11 protein-coding genes and 3 pseudogenes are annotated in these 15,138 nt (G+C 54.8%); 3 read left to right on the top strand and 11 right to left on the bottom strand.

Annotated features, from left to right (window positions below):
- Positions 1 to 4: 4 nt before the first annotated feature.
- Genes napA through napF form a run of 3 tightly spaced genes read right to left on the bottom strand, consistent with a single transcriptional unit; the run spans position 5 to position 3,296 of the window.
- Entirely contained in the window at positions 5 to 2,497 is a 2,493-nt protein-coding gene (gene napA, locus ACOERD_RS06085; protein ID WP_419738389.1) for a nitrate reductase catalytic subunit NapA, read from the bottom strand.
- A gap of 17 nt (positions 2,498 to 2,514) precedes the next feature.
- Complete coding sequence (locus ACOERD_RS06080; protein WP_170641165.1) at positions 2,515 to 2,787, bottom strand: chaperone NapD; 273 nt, start codon at positions 2,785 to 2,787, stop codon at positions 2,515 to 2,517.
- Complete coding sequence (gene napF, locus ACOERD_RS06075; RefSeq protein WP_419738388.1) at positions 2,784 to 3,296, bottom strand: ferredoxin-type protein NapF; 513 nt, start codon at positions 3,294 to 3,296, stop codon at positions 2,784 to 2,786. The genes ACOERD_RS06080 and napF overlap by 4 nt, the downstream gene beginning before the upstream one ends.
- A 589-nt stretch (positions 3,297 to 3,885) precedes the next feature.
- Here napF and ACOERD_RS06070 point away from each other — a divergent pair.
- Together ACOERD_RS06070 and ACOERD_RS06065 are read left to right on the top strand one after the other, a co-directional pair.
- Positions 3,886 to 3,993: pseudogene (locus ACOERD_RS06070) on the top strand (IS5/IS1182 family transposase); the annotation flags it as partial.
- A gap of 222 nt (positions 3,994 to 4,215) precedes the next feature.
- Positions 4,216 to 5,097, top strand: a pseudogene (locus tag ACOERD_RS06065) (cytochrome ubiquinol oxidase subunit I); the annotation flags it as partial.
- 107 nt (positions 5,098 to 5,204) lie between these two features.
- Here the strand turns inward: ACOERD_RS06065 and ACOERD_RS06060 are convergent.
- The 4 genes from ACOERD_RS06060 to ACOERD_RS06045 are packed head-to-tail and all read right to left on the bottom strand — an operon-like array spanning position 5,205 to position 7,769.
- Positions 5,205 to 5,381: a hypothetical protein gene (locus ACOERD_RS06060; protein WP_419737675.1), complete on the bottom strand. Its 177-nt coding sequence runs from the start codon at positions 5,379 to 5,381 to the stop codon at positions 5,205 to 5,207.
- A 28-nt stretch (positions 5,382 to 5,409) separates the two neighbouring features.
- On the bottom strand, positions 5,410 to 6,078 hold the full coding sequence (locus ACOERD_RS06055) for a hypothetical protein (RefSeq protein WP_419737676.1): 669 nt from the start codon (positions 6,076 to 6,078) through the stop codon (positions 5,410 to 5,412).
- Between the two features lie 3 nt (positions 6,079 to 6,081).
- Complete coding sequence (locus ACOERD_RS06050) at positions 6,082 to 6,804, bottom strand: DNA methyltransferase (RefSeq protein WP_419737677.1); 723 nt, start codon at positions 6,802 to 6,804, stop codon at positions 6,082 to 6,084.
- Positions 6,801 to 7,769, bottom strand: coding sequence for an IS1595 family transposase (locus tag ACOERD_RS06045; RefSeq protein WP_419737678.1), 969 nt, complete (start codon positions 7,767 to 7,769; stop codon positions 6,801 to 6,803). The genes ACOERD_RS06050 and ACOERD_RS06045 overlap by 4 nt, the downstream gene beginning before the upstream one ends.
- 81 nt (positions 7,770 to 7,850) lie before the next feature.
- Here ACOERD_RS06045 and ACOERD_RS06040 point away from each other — a divergent pair.
- A pseudogene (locus ACOERD_RS06040) lies at positions 7,851 to 9,113 on the top strand (aminotransferase class III-fold pyridoxal phosphate-dependent enzyme); the annotation flags it as partial.
- A gap of 161 nt (positions 9,114 to 9,274) precedes the next feature.
- On the opposite strand, the gene ACOERD_RS06035 reads toward ACOERD_RS06040, so the two are convergent.
- From ACOERD_RS06035 to ACOERD_RS06020, 4 genes are all read right to left on the bottom strand, one after another.
- On the bottom strand, positions 9,275 to 10,006 hold the full coding sequence (locus tag ACOERD_RS06035; RefSeq protein ID WP_419738387.1) for an NAD-dependent epimerase/dehydratase family protein: 732 nt from the start codon (positions 10,004 to 10,006) through the stop codon (positions 9,275 to 9,277).
- A 250-nt stretch (positions 10,007 to 10,256) separates the two neighbouring features.
- A complete protein-coding gene (locus tag ACOERD_RS06030; protein ID WP_419738360.1) occupies positions 10,257 to 12,233 on the bottom strand; it encodes a tyramine oxidase in 1,977 nt (658 codons plus the stop codon).
- Positions 12,234 to 12,255: 22 nt separating this feature from the next.
- The gene (locus tag ACOERD_RS06025; RefSeq protein WP_419738361.1) at positions 12,256 to 13,662 is read right to left on the bottom strand and encodes an aldehyde dehydrogenase family protein; all 1,407 of its coding nucleotides are present in this window, start codon (positions 13,660 to 13,662) and stop codon (positions 12,256 to 12,258) included.
- 110 nt (positions 13,663 to 13,772) lie between these two features.
- Positions 13,773 to 14,744, bottom strand: a complete 972-nt coding sequence (locus ACOERD_RS06020) for a helix-turn-helix domain-containing protein (RefSeq protein ID WP_419738362.1) — start codon at positions 14,742 to 14,744, stop codon at positions 13,773 to 13,775.
- Positions 14,745 to 15,138 lie beyond the last annotated feature (394 nt).

Genomic DNA, 15,138 nt, shown 5'->3' with positions numbered 1-15,138 from the left:
CCGGTTAAGCGCGCTCGACCTTGCAGGCGCATTTCTTGAAGTCGGTCTCTTTCGAGAGCGGGCAGGTTGCGTCCAGCGTCAACTTGTTGGTCAGCTGATGCTCATCGAACCAGGGCATGAAGACCAGACCGCGCGGCACCTTGTTGCGCCCACGAGTCTCGACCCGGCTGGTGACCTCGCCGCGGCGGGTGGACAGAACGATCTCTTGTCCACGGCGCAGACCCCGATCTTCGGCGTCCTGTGGGTGCATGTAGACAACCGCGTTTGGATAGGCGCGGTGCAGCTCCGGAACCCGGCGAGTCATCGAGCCCGAGTGCCAGTGCTCCAGCACGCGGCCCGTGGACAGCCACAGATCAAATTCTTCATCGGGCTCTTCGGCGGCGGGTTCGTAGGGGGCAAAGATGATGCTAGCCTTGCCATCGGGCTTACCATAGAACTTCACGCCCGCGCCTTCGGGCACGTAGGGGTCATAGCCTTCGCGGAAACGATAGAGCGTTTCCTTGCCGTCCACGACCGGCCATCGCATACCGCGCGCCTCGTGGTACATCTCGAAGGGTGCCAGATCGTGCGCATGACCGCGCCCGAAATCGGCATATTCTTCGAACAGACCTTTCTGGACATAGTAACCGAAATGTTCCGCATCGTCGTTGTGGAAGCCTTCGGCCGTCTCAGACAGCGGGAACTGGTCGATCTTGCCGTTGGCATAGAGCACGTCGTACATGGTCTTGCCGCGATGCTCGGGCATGGTGGCCAGCAGTTCTTCGCCCCAAACCTCTTCGACGGTGAAGCGTTTGGAGAATTCCATTAACTGCCAGAGGTCCGATTTCGCCTCACCCGGCGCTTGCACCTGTTGCCGCCAGAACTGGGTGCGACGCTCGGCATTGCCATAGGCGCCTTCCTTTTCGACCCACATGGCGGTGGGCAGGATCAGGTCGGCAGACACGGCTGTGACCGTCGGGTAGGGGTCGGACACGGTGATAAAGTTTTCCGGGTTGCGGTAGCCGGGAAAGCCTTCTTCGTTGATATTGGGCGCGGCCTGCATGTTGTTGTTGCACTGCACCCAATAGGCGTTCAGGTCACCATCCTTCAGTTTGCGGTGCTGCAGAACAGCGTGGAATCCGGGTTTGTCCGGGATGGTGCCAGCGGGAATGTTCCATGCGGTTTCGCAAATCTCACGATGTTTGTCGTTCGTCACCACCATGTCGGCGGGCAGACGGTGGGCGAAGGTGCCAACCTCACGTGCAGTGCCACAGGCCGACGGCTGGCCGGTCAGCGAGAACGGCGAGTTGCCCGGCTCTGAGATCTTCCCGACCAGCAGGTGCACATTATACATCAGTGAGTTCACCCAAGACCCACGTGTGTGTTGGTTAAAGCCCATGGTCCACAGGCTCATGACCTTACGGTTGGGGTCGGCATATTGCTGGGCCAGACGCTCCAGCTGATCGGCAGGTACGCCCGACAGCTCGGACGTGTATTCCAGCGTGTATTTCGAAACCGCCTCGGCATATTCCTCAAAGCTGATCGGTTCCATCTTGCCGCCATTTGGGTTCTCGGCTGCTTCCTGCAGTGGATGGTTGTCGCGCAGGCCGTAACCGATATCGGTGACGGTTTTGGTGATGTTGACGTGGTTCTTGACGAAGTCTTCGTTCACCGCGCCGTTCTGGATGATGTAATTGGCGATGTAGTTCAGGATCGCCAGATCGGTCTGAGGTGCGAACACCATCCCATTGTCGGCCAGCTCGAACGAGCGATGTTCGAAAGTGGACAGCACATGCACCTCGGAACCCGGTTTGGTCAGGCGCGTGTCGGTGAGGCGCGACCACAGGATCGGGTGCATCTCCGCCATGTTCGAGCCCCACAAAACGAAGGTGTCAGCGTGCTCAAAGTCGTCATAGCAACCCATCGGCTCGTCAATGCCGAAGGTGCGCATAAAGCCCACAACGGCCGATGCCATGCAATGCCGCGCGTTGGGGTCGATGTTGTTCGAGCGGAACCCGGCCTTCATCATCTTGGCAGCCGCATAGCCTTCCCAGACGGTCCATTGGCCAGAACCGAACATGCCAACGCTGGTCGGGCCCTTCTTGGCCAGTGCCTCTTTCCATTTCTCGGCCATGACGTCGAAGGCTTCGTCCCAGCTGACAGGTTCGAATTCACCGTTCTTGTCGTATTCGCCATTGGTCTTGCGCAGCAAAGGCGTGGTCAGACGGTCCTTGCCGTACATGATCTTGGACAGGAAGTAGCCTTTGATACAGTTCAGGCCGCGGTTCACAGGCGCGTCCGGGTCACCCTGAGTGGCCACCACGCGACCTTCCTTGGTGCCGACCAGAACCGAGCAACCCGTGCCGCAGAACCGGCACGCCGCCTTGTCCCAACGAATGTCAGACGTGCCGACTTGCGCCTGCGCTGCGCCTGTGGCCAGCGGAAGACCAGCCGCCGAAGCGGTAGCGGCGGCAGCAGTTGATTTCAGGAAGGTCCGGCGGGATTCAGAGATGGCCATGGCATGGGTCTCCGGTTTCAGGTCTGGCAGGAAGCATTAAGATGCGGACGGGTCTCCGCGAGGTCTTCGAAATGGTGATAGGTCAGGGTCAGAGAGATCACGCCCGGGATCTGGTGCAGATCCATGATCGTCTCGGAGGCCAGCTTTTCGGGCGTGTCCTCGACCACGACGACAACACGGCCATCTTCGGCAGTGGCATGGATTTCGACACCGTCAAACCCTAGCATCGCCTCCTGGGCGGTTTGCGCGACGTCGGGGGCGACATGGACAAGGCATCCGCAGATGTTCATTGCAAGCTCTCCTGGGGGAGTATTTCGTGGCGCTCAAATCGGATTGTATTCGCTGGGCACGCGCTGGCGCAGGCACCACAACCGGTGCAGGCCTCTTGGTCAACGGCTGGTTCCGACCGCCCCCCAAGTAACAGTTTGAAACCGATCGCGTTGCTGTCGCAGACGTCCTGACACACACGGCAGCTCACGCCATTCATCGAAAGACATCCTGCTGTGACATGGGCCCGCCACGGCCAATCACTCAGGTTTTCGGGTTTCAGTGCACCGGTTGTACAGGCCTCGGCGCAGGCGCCGCAGAACGTGCAGGGCGAGGCTTCAAGGCTGACAACTGGCCAGCCCTGCCGATCAAAGGTGATGATGTGTTCGGGGCAAGCCGAGATGCAATCATTGCACTGGACGCACAACTCAAAAAAGTGGTCCTGATCCGCGCCGGGCGGAATGATTGCTGTCCGGTCTTCGCGCAGCGGAGCGCCACGCAGAAAGGCACGGCGGCTGGCTAGCTTATTCATAGGCTTGCGGTCCGCTGTTGATCTCGAGACTTACCAAACTCTTTATCGAACTGTCGCAGGCCAAAAATTGACCTATGTCATGTTCAATTTGATTAATTCTTGATCGTTCTTAAAACTTTGCACATTTCACGCATAAGAAGAAGAGAATTTGTTTCTAGCCCCATTTTTCACCGGTGCATCTCAATCCAGGCGGATCATCGAGTCCCTTCGATAAACGCCTCGGTTCAGATTGTTTTAAAGCTCGCAGTGTCACATTGAGGCCAGCGAAAGCGTCTGCACTTTCAAAACCCCGCCTTGTTTATCTTTTCACAATTCAAAGTTTATACCGGCCTCTGCGGTAAAATACTGAATCCCTCGGTTTCTGGGCAAAGCAGGGAGAATTGAAAAATTGAGTTGGCTGAGCGATAGGAAAAATATGCAGAAAACACCTGCCACTCACAGCTAAGATGCGTTTTCGTTCCCTGGGGAATTCACAAAATTTCTAGCAAAATTTGTGCATAGGAAAGAAGCTGGGCGAAAAGACCCGCTGCTCGCAAACTACCGAACACTCGTGACAGTCGCCGATTGGTCTTTTGTCTTTTTCTGGCGTTGGAGAAGGCGCGAGCATGGCGGCACCAAGCGCTGCATCTGGCGCAAGATTCGTATAGGGATCTACGAGGAAACGCGTGAAGTGCGGGCAGTCGAGGTCACGACGAGCTATGCAGCCCCCTCTCGGTAGCATCCTGTGGATGTGCCTGCCGGGCAATCGATGCCCCATGTTAGTCGGAGATGATTGATCAAATCCCGGCCGATCAGACCATCGGATCTGTGACCACCAAAGCCATGCGCCACCCTGCCGCATGACCCGCTGTCGCACATCCCTTAACCCCAAAATGGCCACACCTATGTGAAGTTCAAACATGACTTCTGCAGGTGAACAATGGACGCGCTACTGCTGTCCCGTATTCAATTTGGGGCAAACATATCTTTCCATATCCTCTTCCCGACGATCACGATCGCATTGGGATGGGTGCTGCTGTTTTTCAAACTGCGCTTCAACGCAACGAAAGACACCAAATGGATGGATGCCTACCGCTTTTGGGTGAAGGTCTTCGCCCTGTCCTTTGCGATGGGTGTGGTCTCGGGCATCACCATGTCGTTTCAGTTTGGCACAAATTGGCCCGGCTTTATGGAGACCGTGGGCAATATCGCCGGGCCGTTGCTGGCTTATGAGATCCTGACGGCTTTCTTCCTCGAGGCAGTGTTCTTGGGCGTCATGCTGTTCGGCTTTTCACGCGTGCCCAACTGGCTGCACACAACCGCGACTTTCCTCGTGGCGTTCGGAACGACTATGTCTGCATTCTGGATTTTGGTCCTGAACAGCTGGATGCACACCCCTGCCGGGTTCGAAATGCGGGACGACGTTGCCTTTGCAACCGATTGGTCGGCAATTATCTTCAACCCATCAATGCCTTACCGACTGACCCACATGCTGCTGGCCAGCGGCCTGACGGTGGCATTCCTGGTGCTTGGCTTCTCGGCCTTCCGCTGGCTGCTCGGAGATCGCGGGCTGGACGTGCGGGCAACCTTTATGACCGGCGCTTGGCTGGGCGCATTGTTGATCCCGGTGCAAATCTTCATGGGAGACATGCATGGGCTGAACACTCTTGAATATCAGCCGCAGAAGGTCGCCGCGATGGAGGGCAATTGGGAGACGCAATCAAACGTACCGCTGGTGCTGTTTGCCATTCCCGACGAGACCGTGCGTGAGAACCACTATGAGGTCAGCATTCCAAACCTCGCTTCGATCATTCTGACACATAAGGTAGGGGAATTATATACTTAAGTAACATTTTTATAGTGGACTGTCGCATATTGACGCGATAAAAACGAAAACCGCGCAAGGTATTTTAGCACTCTGCGCTCTCTTTAATCAGGCTTCTTGATACTCATTGGCCGCATGAATGCAGCCCTGATTTCATCCAATGACATTTCAGGCATGTCGATTTCTTCTTCCAACTCAGCCTTGGTCGGTTGATATTTGTTCGATCTGATGTGCAGATCGGCGGGTTCAGGCAGGTCTGCATTGTAACGTTGGTTTGTCATGCGAATTCCTAAATTGAATACATTGGTTTTAGCCGAGAAGTTCTCGCAAGCGGGTTTGGATTGGTTCAATTTTAGCCAGTTCGGTCAACAAAAACTCTACGTTGTCGGGGCCGTCGGCCTGACGCGCCCGCACAATACTGTCGTAATCAATTTCCAACAAATCACAAAACTCCCGACCTGTCATTGCCTCATCGATTGAAATTCTCTTCTTGAATCCTTCCCAGATCGCTTGCTTGTCTTCTTGATTGAAAGCACAAAAGTGTGCCTGGAACCGATATTGAATATGCTGGGCGTTGCGTTGAATGAACCCGTGCATTGACTGCCTCTCTGCGCTAGCTTTTTTTGTGTCGAACACATGACCGTCCTTCAACTCAACTATATGGCAGTTTTGCTCGCCTTTTCGGCGCTTGAAAACCATAAAGTCAGGCTCTGATCCCGAAAAATCCAAGGTCCGACTTCGTTTAATTTCACGTTTTCGGGCAAGCAACACGCCCTCAGGCATGATTTCTTGTTCCAAAAAGGTGTCCAGATTAGGGATGTTGGGAACAGCTTCCACGATCATCGATTCCAGTTCTGACCCCGATGAGATTACAGCTGACTGTATCTTGCTGGCCAATTCACCTAACGCTTCATTCCCAAACAACCGGGCGTAAGAACCAGATGTGTTCTTTGGTTTGGCATCCCGTAATCGTGCCATAATCTAACCGTTCAAGTCGCAACCAAGGAAGGTGCGGCCATGGTTTCGTGCCGCTTGCAGAACCGAAAACGACCCGGCAGCCGGATCAATTACAAAATCGCCTTCGTGGCTCACGGCGGCCATGAGTTGACCTTGTATGTCTATTGGTTTGGAATGTGGGTGATCCCGCTGGGATACTTGTTCTTGAATTACATCTGGAATGTTATGTATTTTCCACACGCCTTTTGCCTTACGCGGCTGTTTCTGTAGTACTATGCAGTATTCTCCTCTGCGCCGAGTGCGATAGCCCATACCAAATGTACCCTTGTTCCACGTTAAAAGATCCACAATGTCCAGCCTCGTTCCGTCCAGCCACGGGTGAATACCTTGGCAAAGGTGAAACTTATCCACCCATAAAAAGAGATGGCCTGATGGGATAAGCGTACGATCTATTCCGCGAATAAAATTGGCGATGGCCTCCTCCGGCATTTGCTGTAGGGCGCTGCGGCGTTTTCCACGAACTTTGCCTTCGTTCCCATATGCCAGCTTTTCAAGCACGCCACGGTATTGGGGATCGAAGAATGCGACTGGAACTGCGTCCGCAGGTATAGCGGAAAGGAACTCAAGACCGTCCATCTTAAGGCGCGTGTTGGGCTTAAGGACATCGGGAAGCACCAGCTTTGGCACGGTCACCGTGCGCGTGTTGGAAAATACCCCGGCAGTACTTTGCGAAGTTCCGACGCTCATGACCGCGCTCCGCTATTCAATCCGTTATCCTCGATTAGCTTCTTGTAAGGCAGGTTCTTTCCAGCCATCCCATGCACAACGCCGCCCATTTGGTCGATTGTATCCTTTGGCCTGTTGTTGTGACGGTGCTGAAACTCGTCCACATAGCGTTGCAGATGCTTGGGCGACATCTTGTGATAGACGCCATTATAACCCCGCTTCATAGGAGCCCAAAAGCTTTCCAGCCCGTTGGTGTGCGCCTGATCGCGGACATATTCACCCACTGAGTGCTTTACCACCTCATGCGGCCTGTCAATGCCCTTGTAGGCACTAGCCTCATCGGTATAGAGTGTTGCTCCTTCGACGGCATGCTCGTTCACAAACCCCTGCAAGGTCTCTTTGTCTGTGCTCTCTACCACTTTGGCAACAACCTGACCCGTTTCGCGATCCCTGATACCAGCAACAGCAGCCTTGCCAACAGCGCCACGTCCAGCCTTGAGTTTCTTCTTCGCGTGTTTGTTGCCTTCCTTGCCGCCTATGTAGGTTTCATCTGCTTCGACTGGGCCATTAAACCAAGGCATGTTTGCCTCCATTGCAGCCCGAAGACGATGCAGCATGAACCACGCGGACTTCTGCGTAACACCAAGCTCACGGTGCAACTTCATCGAAGATACGCCCTTAAGGTTAGTTGTGAACAAGTAAATACCAATGGCCCATGTGCGATATGGTAGCCGGGTATTCTCAAGGATCGTGCCGACCCGAACCGTAAACATGGGTTTTTTGGAGCACTCACGACACCTGTGCGTCATGCTTGGATGCCTGATGCCTGACTGCACGTTGAAAGAACCGCAATGCGGGCAAAACGGACCATCTGGCCAATGTAGTTCCTCAATCCACTTACGCGACTTTTCTTCATTACCGAACATTGCAGCAACCTGTAGGAAGGTCAGGCCCTTGCGGTTTGATTTTCCCGGTGCTTTTGTCATTTTTACACTCCTGAATGTTATTAAAATGTAACAAATGCGTCGGAGTCCGTCAATCATAAATGTTACTTAAGTATATAATTCCCCAAAGTTATGGCTAGCGCCGAAGGCGTCACCATGACGGATATTGACGGGCACAAGCTTTTGGACGCTGTGGGCGGCTTGTGGAATACCAATCTGGGCTATTCCAACCAAGCGATCAAAGAGGCCATCACCAAGCAGATGGACGAGATGCCTTATCTGTCGATGTTCGGCAATTCCAGCGGGCCCGCCATCGAACTCGCCTACCAGCTGGCAGAATGGTTTGCCCCCGACGGGCTGAGCCGTGCGTTCTTTACCTCGGGTGGGTCGGACAGTGTCGAAACCGCTCTGCGGCTGGCGCGGCAATATCAGCGCCTGCGTGGATACCGGGATCGCACCAAATTCATCAGTCTCAAGAAAGGGTATCACGGCACGCATTTTGGTGGGGCGTCGGTGAACGGCAATCAGGTATTTCGCAAAGCCTATGAGCCTCTGCTACCCGGGTGCCGCCAAATTCCCGCACCTTACCTGTACCAAAATGTTTTCGGCGTCGAGGACGAGGATCGTCTGGCCGATCTATGTGCCGCCGCGCTGGAAGATGAAATTCTGTTTCAGGGCCCAGAAACGGTCGCCGCCTTTATTGTCGAGCCGGTTTTGGGGGGTGGTGGCGTCATTCCTCTACCGGGTGATTTCATGAAGCAACCGCGCGAAATCTGCAGTCGCCATGGCGTCCTGCTGATCGCGGATGAAGTCATAACGGCCTTTGGGCGTACGGGATACTGGACAGGGTCTCGACTGCACGGCATCCAGCCAGACATGATGTGCACCGCAAAAGCAATCACCAATGGGTACTTCCCCTTTGGCGCCACCATGATTTCGGATGCGGTCGCAGAAGTTTTCGAAACCTCGCCGGATGCAGACGGTATCATTGGCCACGGATACACGTATTCCGGTCATCCTGTTGGTGCTGCAGCTGCCTTAGCCACCCTTCGCGAGACGGAACGGTTGAACGTGGCCGCCAACGCCGGACAGGTGGGCGCTTACCTGAAGACCGCTCTTGAAACCCTGATGTCCACTTGCCCCCGGATTGGGGACATCCGTGGCCAAGGGTTGATGTTGGCAATTGAACTGGTAAGGGATCGGGCAACGAAAGACCCTGAAATCGCGCCTGAAATGCGCCGCATCTATCAAGAGCTCTACGACGATGGTGTTCTGGTACGGATCAATGCAAACAACATCATTCTTTCGCCGCCGCTTATCTTGACGATGCAACAGGCCGACCAGATCCTAGGATGCCTGCGTTCGGTGCTGTTAAGCGAACGGTAGACTAAAACACCAATTAATCCGAAACGAAAAAGGGTGGCCCGCAATGGCGAACCTCTTACCGGAAATGTTGTTGATCATGTGCGAACAAGGGCGTGATCGGCCACCCCTAAATCTGATTTGAGTGCTTTCGAACCCTACCGCGCAGCGAATGAATGTCGACTTCAAACCAAGGGTATCGGGAAGGTTGAAAATGCATCGTCCTGCGGCGCATATCCCAGAACCTTACAGGTTTCGGTCAAATCCAGTCGCTTAAATCGATTGTTGGATATACCATGAGCGATGAAACTCCCGTTGATCTCCGCTTGGATGGCGCGGTCAATCAGGTGAGTTGCATCACGATGACTAAGCCATGCGCTGAGATCGCGCTTGGTTTCAAGTGGCGGGCCGTCAGCAGGCTCGAACGCCCCTATCCGCAAGGAGACGCAGGACATGCCGTGCCGCGTAGAATAGAGTGAACACAATGCTTCCCCGTAACACTTGGAGACGCCGTAAAGATTGGCTGGTGCAACAGCCATCCCCGGCACAATCTGTCGGTCTACAGGGTATCCTTCAATAGTTTGCGCACTACTGGCGAAGACGAAACGATCGACCTTTGCCTTGCGAGCAGCTTCAATCAAATACGTTGTTGCCAAAACGTTGGCGGGCAAAACCTCGTCAAACCTGGCGTCTGGGTCTGGCACACCTGCGAGATGCACCACGGCATCCGCGCCTTGGCACAAAGAGTCGGCGACGCCTACATCAGCAAGATCAGATTGTTCAAAGCGATGTGGCCCCGAAACAGGGTGTTTGGGCTCCTTCAAATCTGTAAGCACAAACTTATACTGCTCTTGAAAAGCAGCAAAAAATGCCTGCCCAATCCGACCGGATGATCCGGTCAGCAAAACTTTCCGCATCTTCTTTCCTCTGAACGCTATGTGTCGGCGGCAAGTCCTAAAGAGATTACAAGCCAAAGGAAAGCTGATCTTCAGTTGACTTTGTCTTTCGGCAGCAAAGCCCGTATTGCACCGCCCCGAAACACAGTTCCCTCGCAGAAATCTGCGAGGGTGTTTTTCTGTAAGGGCCCATTGTGCCGTGCGCTATGCTTGGTCTTACGACACTTCCGGCAAGAAGCTTGACGCAATGGGCCGCCCTCTTTGGTTTCTATCACTCGCGGATCGTCAGCGCCGGGTTGTGGGCAAAGAAGTTGAACGGCATGATGTGAACCGTCTTCCACTCGGTCGACATCACAGGCCAGTCTTCCATCCGCGGGATGTGGTGGAACCCTGCGGTGAACCAGGACACAATATCCTGACCCATCAGCGGCTTGTCTTCTTTGACCCATTCCGCCAGCGTGTCCGAACCGTCGCTTTGCATCGCGTATTTACCACCCGCATAGCGCTGCTCTTGTTCATAGACAGTTGTCCAAGAGGAATACTCGATATAGGCGTTGCGCTTGAACGGCGGGTCGCTTTCAAAGTCGAACGGACCGTATGCGATCGAGCCGTGGTGGATCATCCAACCCGGAGTGTGGCCCAGATACCCTTCCGATTGCGGGTTCGAGATATGGACGTGACGCGGTTTGGAGGCGCTGAAGCGATAGCGTGCGTCCAACTCACTGTCCGGCATCACATGCTGCCAGGTCCACATCGATTTGCGCGGGCTGTCCGCAGGCACTTCGGCCGGAACGATTTCCATCAGACCCATGTGGTTGACCGGCTGGTCGATGTCAAAGTCGATCCGGAAGTTGAAGTAGTGGTCGTGGTTGGCCGCAACCAGATGCGGTGCAATCAGCGTGCCATACTTGGTGTCTTCCGCAGCGGTCGCATCATTCATCGAGGTGGAAACCACGCCTTTGACCGCGTCCAGACCGGTTGCGCCGATCTTGATGAACATCTGACCGTCCTGCTTGAAGCGGTAGTCGATCAGATAGTCATAGTTACCGACCTCTGACGCAGTACGCACAACCAATTCGGTTTCCGAGCGGCCTTCCGCAGGTACAAAGTTGTCGGGCGTCTGTGCAAAGATCTCAAAGTGGCGCCAAGCAGGGTCACCAATGTTGCGCTCGAAGATGCAGATCGCATCCGGGATTTCCAGCGGCATTCCTGCGTCATCCGCGATTACGGCAGGCAGGAAGGTTGCATATTCAGGGCAATCCACACCCGCACGCAACGGCGTCAGGAACAGACCGAACCCGTATTCGCCACTGTCCATATAGGTCCGCCAGTACCACCCCTCGGTCGGGTCCATATAGGGGACAAACACTTCGGACAGATGCGTCTGATAGATGACCGAGCGCCAATTGCCCTGATCGTTGACATCAATGTTCGAGACAACGAGGCCGGCACGCTTTTCCGCGCGCAGATTCATGCGCCAGATGTCCCATTCCAAATGATTGCCATCCAGAGTGTAGTTCGGGCCACCTTCCTGCGTCAGTAGAACCTTGTTGGTTTCCGGTCGCAGCTCGACCCGTTCGGCCACCTCTTCGGCCGTATAACCCCAGGCATCTTGCGGCAACGGGATCGCACCGGTATCGATGACCTCAACGACCTCTTGCTTGCCGATGTCGTAGATTGCGAACAATCCTTCGATCGGCTTTGCGTAGAAGTTCGAGCCCGTCGGGTTCTGATAGCAGGGCACTTTCATCAGGCGGGTGCCGTCGAATTCGGGGGTAAAGAAGTTGCCGGCAGTCAATGGCAGACAGAACGCGTCTTCATTTGTCAGGCCGCGCGCTTCGAGCCCCGCGATCATATCCGGGTGGCCCAAAGCCCCTTCCAGTGCACCGATGAATTCCGCAAACAATACCATCGGCTGACCCGAGCCTTCGATGGCAAAGTTTTCTTCAACGGTGCCTTGCGTGATGTTCACGATTGCTTCGCTGAATCCTTCGTCGGTGGTGTATTGCACCATCGCCTTGCGATCCAGTACGTCGCCTTCTTTCCAATCCAGAACTTCGGCTTTCGACGGCTCGTGAAGATCGATCAAAGGGTACAGTGTCTCGTCGGTGACGGTGCCGCTTTCTTTCAGGATCGTGTTGATTTGCTGGAGTTCGTCCGGCGTTAACCCGTCCAGGGGATGTGCCAAAGCGCTGCCGGCGAAAACGGCGCCCAGTGCAGTTGTGGCAAGGATACTTCTGATATTCATCTTTTCCTCTCCTGTCTTGTTCTTAGCTGAATACGACTTGGATATCGGTGTATTCGGCCAAACCTTCGTCCGCGAATTCGACACCGACGCCAGATGATTTGACCCCGCCGAACGGGGCGTTGGGTTGAATTGCGCCATGTTTGTTGATCCAGACCGAACCACACTCCATGCGGCTGGCAACGGCCTTGGCGGCGTCGATATCGGACGACCAAACCGAGCCACCCAACCCGTTCGGGCTGTCGTTGGCGGCCGCAATTGCGTCTTCCACTTCTGAATACTTGATGATTGGCAGCGCCGGGCCGAACTGTTCTTCATCGACCAGCGGATCGCCGTTATTCAGACCCGCAATAATCGTGGGAGGGAAGAACAGCCCATCGGCCGGCGCGCCGCCCAGCAAGACCTGGCCACGTTCTTTCGCATCGGCCACCAGGCGGCTGACCTTGTCAAACTGCATCTTGTTCTGGACCGGACCCAGGATCGCGTTGTCGTCCATGCCATCTCCCACCGGGATATTACGGGCGAAGGCCACCAGCGCGTCGCAAACCTCGTCATGAATGCTTTCGTGGACGTAAAGACGTTTCATCGCAGCGCAGGTCTGGCCGTTATTGATGAAACCACCCCAGAATAAACCTTCGGCAATCGCTTGCGGATCTGCGTCGGGCAGAACGATACCGGCATCATTGCCCCCCAATTCCAGGGTCAGGCGTTTCATGGTTTCCACGGCCGAGGCCATGACCTTCTGCCCTGTCGCACAGGACCCAGTGAAAACGATTTTGCGGATGTCCGGATGGGCCGACATGGCCCCTCCGATATTGTCGCCCTTGTCATCACTGGTGATCACGTTCACGACGCCCGCAGGCAGTACTTCGTTCATGATCTGAACAAGGCGCAGCGTTGACAGCGGGGTCAGAGGCGAGGGTTTGATAACCACCGTATTGCCGGTGCGCAGCGCTGGCATGATATGCCAGATCGCAATCATCACCGGGAAATTCCAAGGCGTGATAGAACCCACAACGCCCAGCGGTTTGCGGTGCAGTTCAACGCGGCCTTCGTTGTTATCTTGCAGCACTTTCATTGGTAGGGACAGCCCGGCAGTATATCCTGCCCAGGCCCCTGCCCCGCCCATTTCCCAGCGCGACCCAAGACCATTCAGCGGCTTTCCCTGCTCAGCTGTGATGATTTGTGCAAGCTCCTCGGAATGTTCTCCGATCTTCTGCGCAACGGCCTCGCATGCGGCCTGTAGTTCTTCGTCCGACTTGGCCGACCAGCTTTCGAAAGCAACTTTCGCAGCTTTAACAGCAGTATCCAGATCAGCGCTTGTCGCGTTGGGCGCACGCCCTGCGACTTCACCGGTTGACGGGTTCAATACGTCAAAGCTGGTGGCGGTAGATACCGGTTGACCCCCGATAGTCAGATCGTATTCGATCACGGCTTGTCCTCCCTAAATCGCGATGCCTGTGCGCGAACGCAGCAAGGCTGGGGAGCACTATTATCCGACCGGTCGGTCGAGTCTTGGGGTTTTGCGCCAAAAACTATGGCTTAGGACGACATATTTTTCCGCACCGCCCCGGGTGAGACACCAAATCGTTCCCGAAAGACCTTGTAGAAATGCGACAGGTCGTTGAAACCGGAATCATACGCAACCGCAGCGATCGTGTCGCGCCCTACGTCAGAGTTCACCTCTTTTAGCCGGGCTTTTGCTGTTTCAAGCCGCACGGACATAAGGCGTTTGCTGGCGGTTTCCCCAAGGGTTCCAAAATGACGCTGCAGCGTCCGAGGCGAAACCTGCAATGCTTCGGCCAATGCCTGCGGTCCAAATGCTGGATCCATCGCGTTCTGCTCAATCAGTTGAAGAGCGCGCGAGAGGACCGCGTTTGCTTCTCGCCCGCGTTGGTCTTCCTGATGGCTAACACAGCGGAAATACGCACCTAACAAGCTCAGAAATGCTTCGCCCAAATGAGGGGCCACAGCGGTCTCCTCGGTAAATATCTTGGCCAGCACGGCACGCATGGCGAAAAACAGGGGGTCGTTTCGATCTACCGAAATACCTCCCGTGCAGATCTCACCGAATCTGTGGACCATCTCGTCGCGTGGCAAATGGATCGAAATCTGACGCGAGTTCATCCCGTCATATACAAACTCGGAGCGTTTCGCGCTGTCGACCAGAAACATGTCGCCCGGTCCCAGCAAAACCGATGTATCATTCTGATGGATACGACAATTTCCCTTGTCCTGGATGAGAAGAAACAAGTGCTCTCCGGGGTCTTGTCGGATCATACGCTCGTCCCGAAAAACCCTTTGTGCGTCGAGTGATACGATTGCCGTCTCAAAGCGCGAGACCGGCAAGGTGGAGATGTCCCCGTCAATGCGTCCGCGCGTGGCAACACTGGATTCGACAGCAAACTGCCCGCAGATCTTTTCCAGATCCTGAGAAAACCCCTCTACAGATCGTGAACGCAAATTCGTCCGCACAAGCGGTTTAAAATATGCGCTGTCTAGCTGTGGCTTCATGGGTGACGGGCTTGCTATGACTGGATCAGCGTAAAGAGTACCCGCGATGTGAGTTTTCAGCAAAACGTTTTGTCATGTCTATGACTGGTGGATTTGGCGAGATAGGCCCGAGGCTTTGGCGTCAGTCCAGACCGAAGACCAGCCGACTTGGCCCTTGTGGCTACAAACCGGAATGATTGCAGGGATTTCGCTTGTACTCACCGGACTATATGTAACTCGGCCCAAACTGTTTGCGGTAGGACGATAACCACGGGCTGGCAAATTGGTTACGGCGCGTTCTCAGTTGTGAATAGCGAGGAGCCAAATTTTCAGCCTGTGAATTCGCATAGTCCAACTGGTCTTTGATTCCCCATTGAGCGAATTTCTGAACCCCCGGATAGTCGAGAATCTGAAG

The organism is Ruegeria sp., assembly GCF_965199275.1.
Taxonomy (GTDB): domain Bacteria; phylum Pseudomonadota; class Alphaproteobacteria; order Rhodobacterales; family Rhodobacteraceae; genus Ruegeria.
The sequence above is the reverse complement of the archived record's forward strand: the minus strand, read 5'-3'. Positions and strand labels throughout refer to the sequence as shown.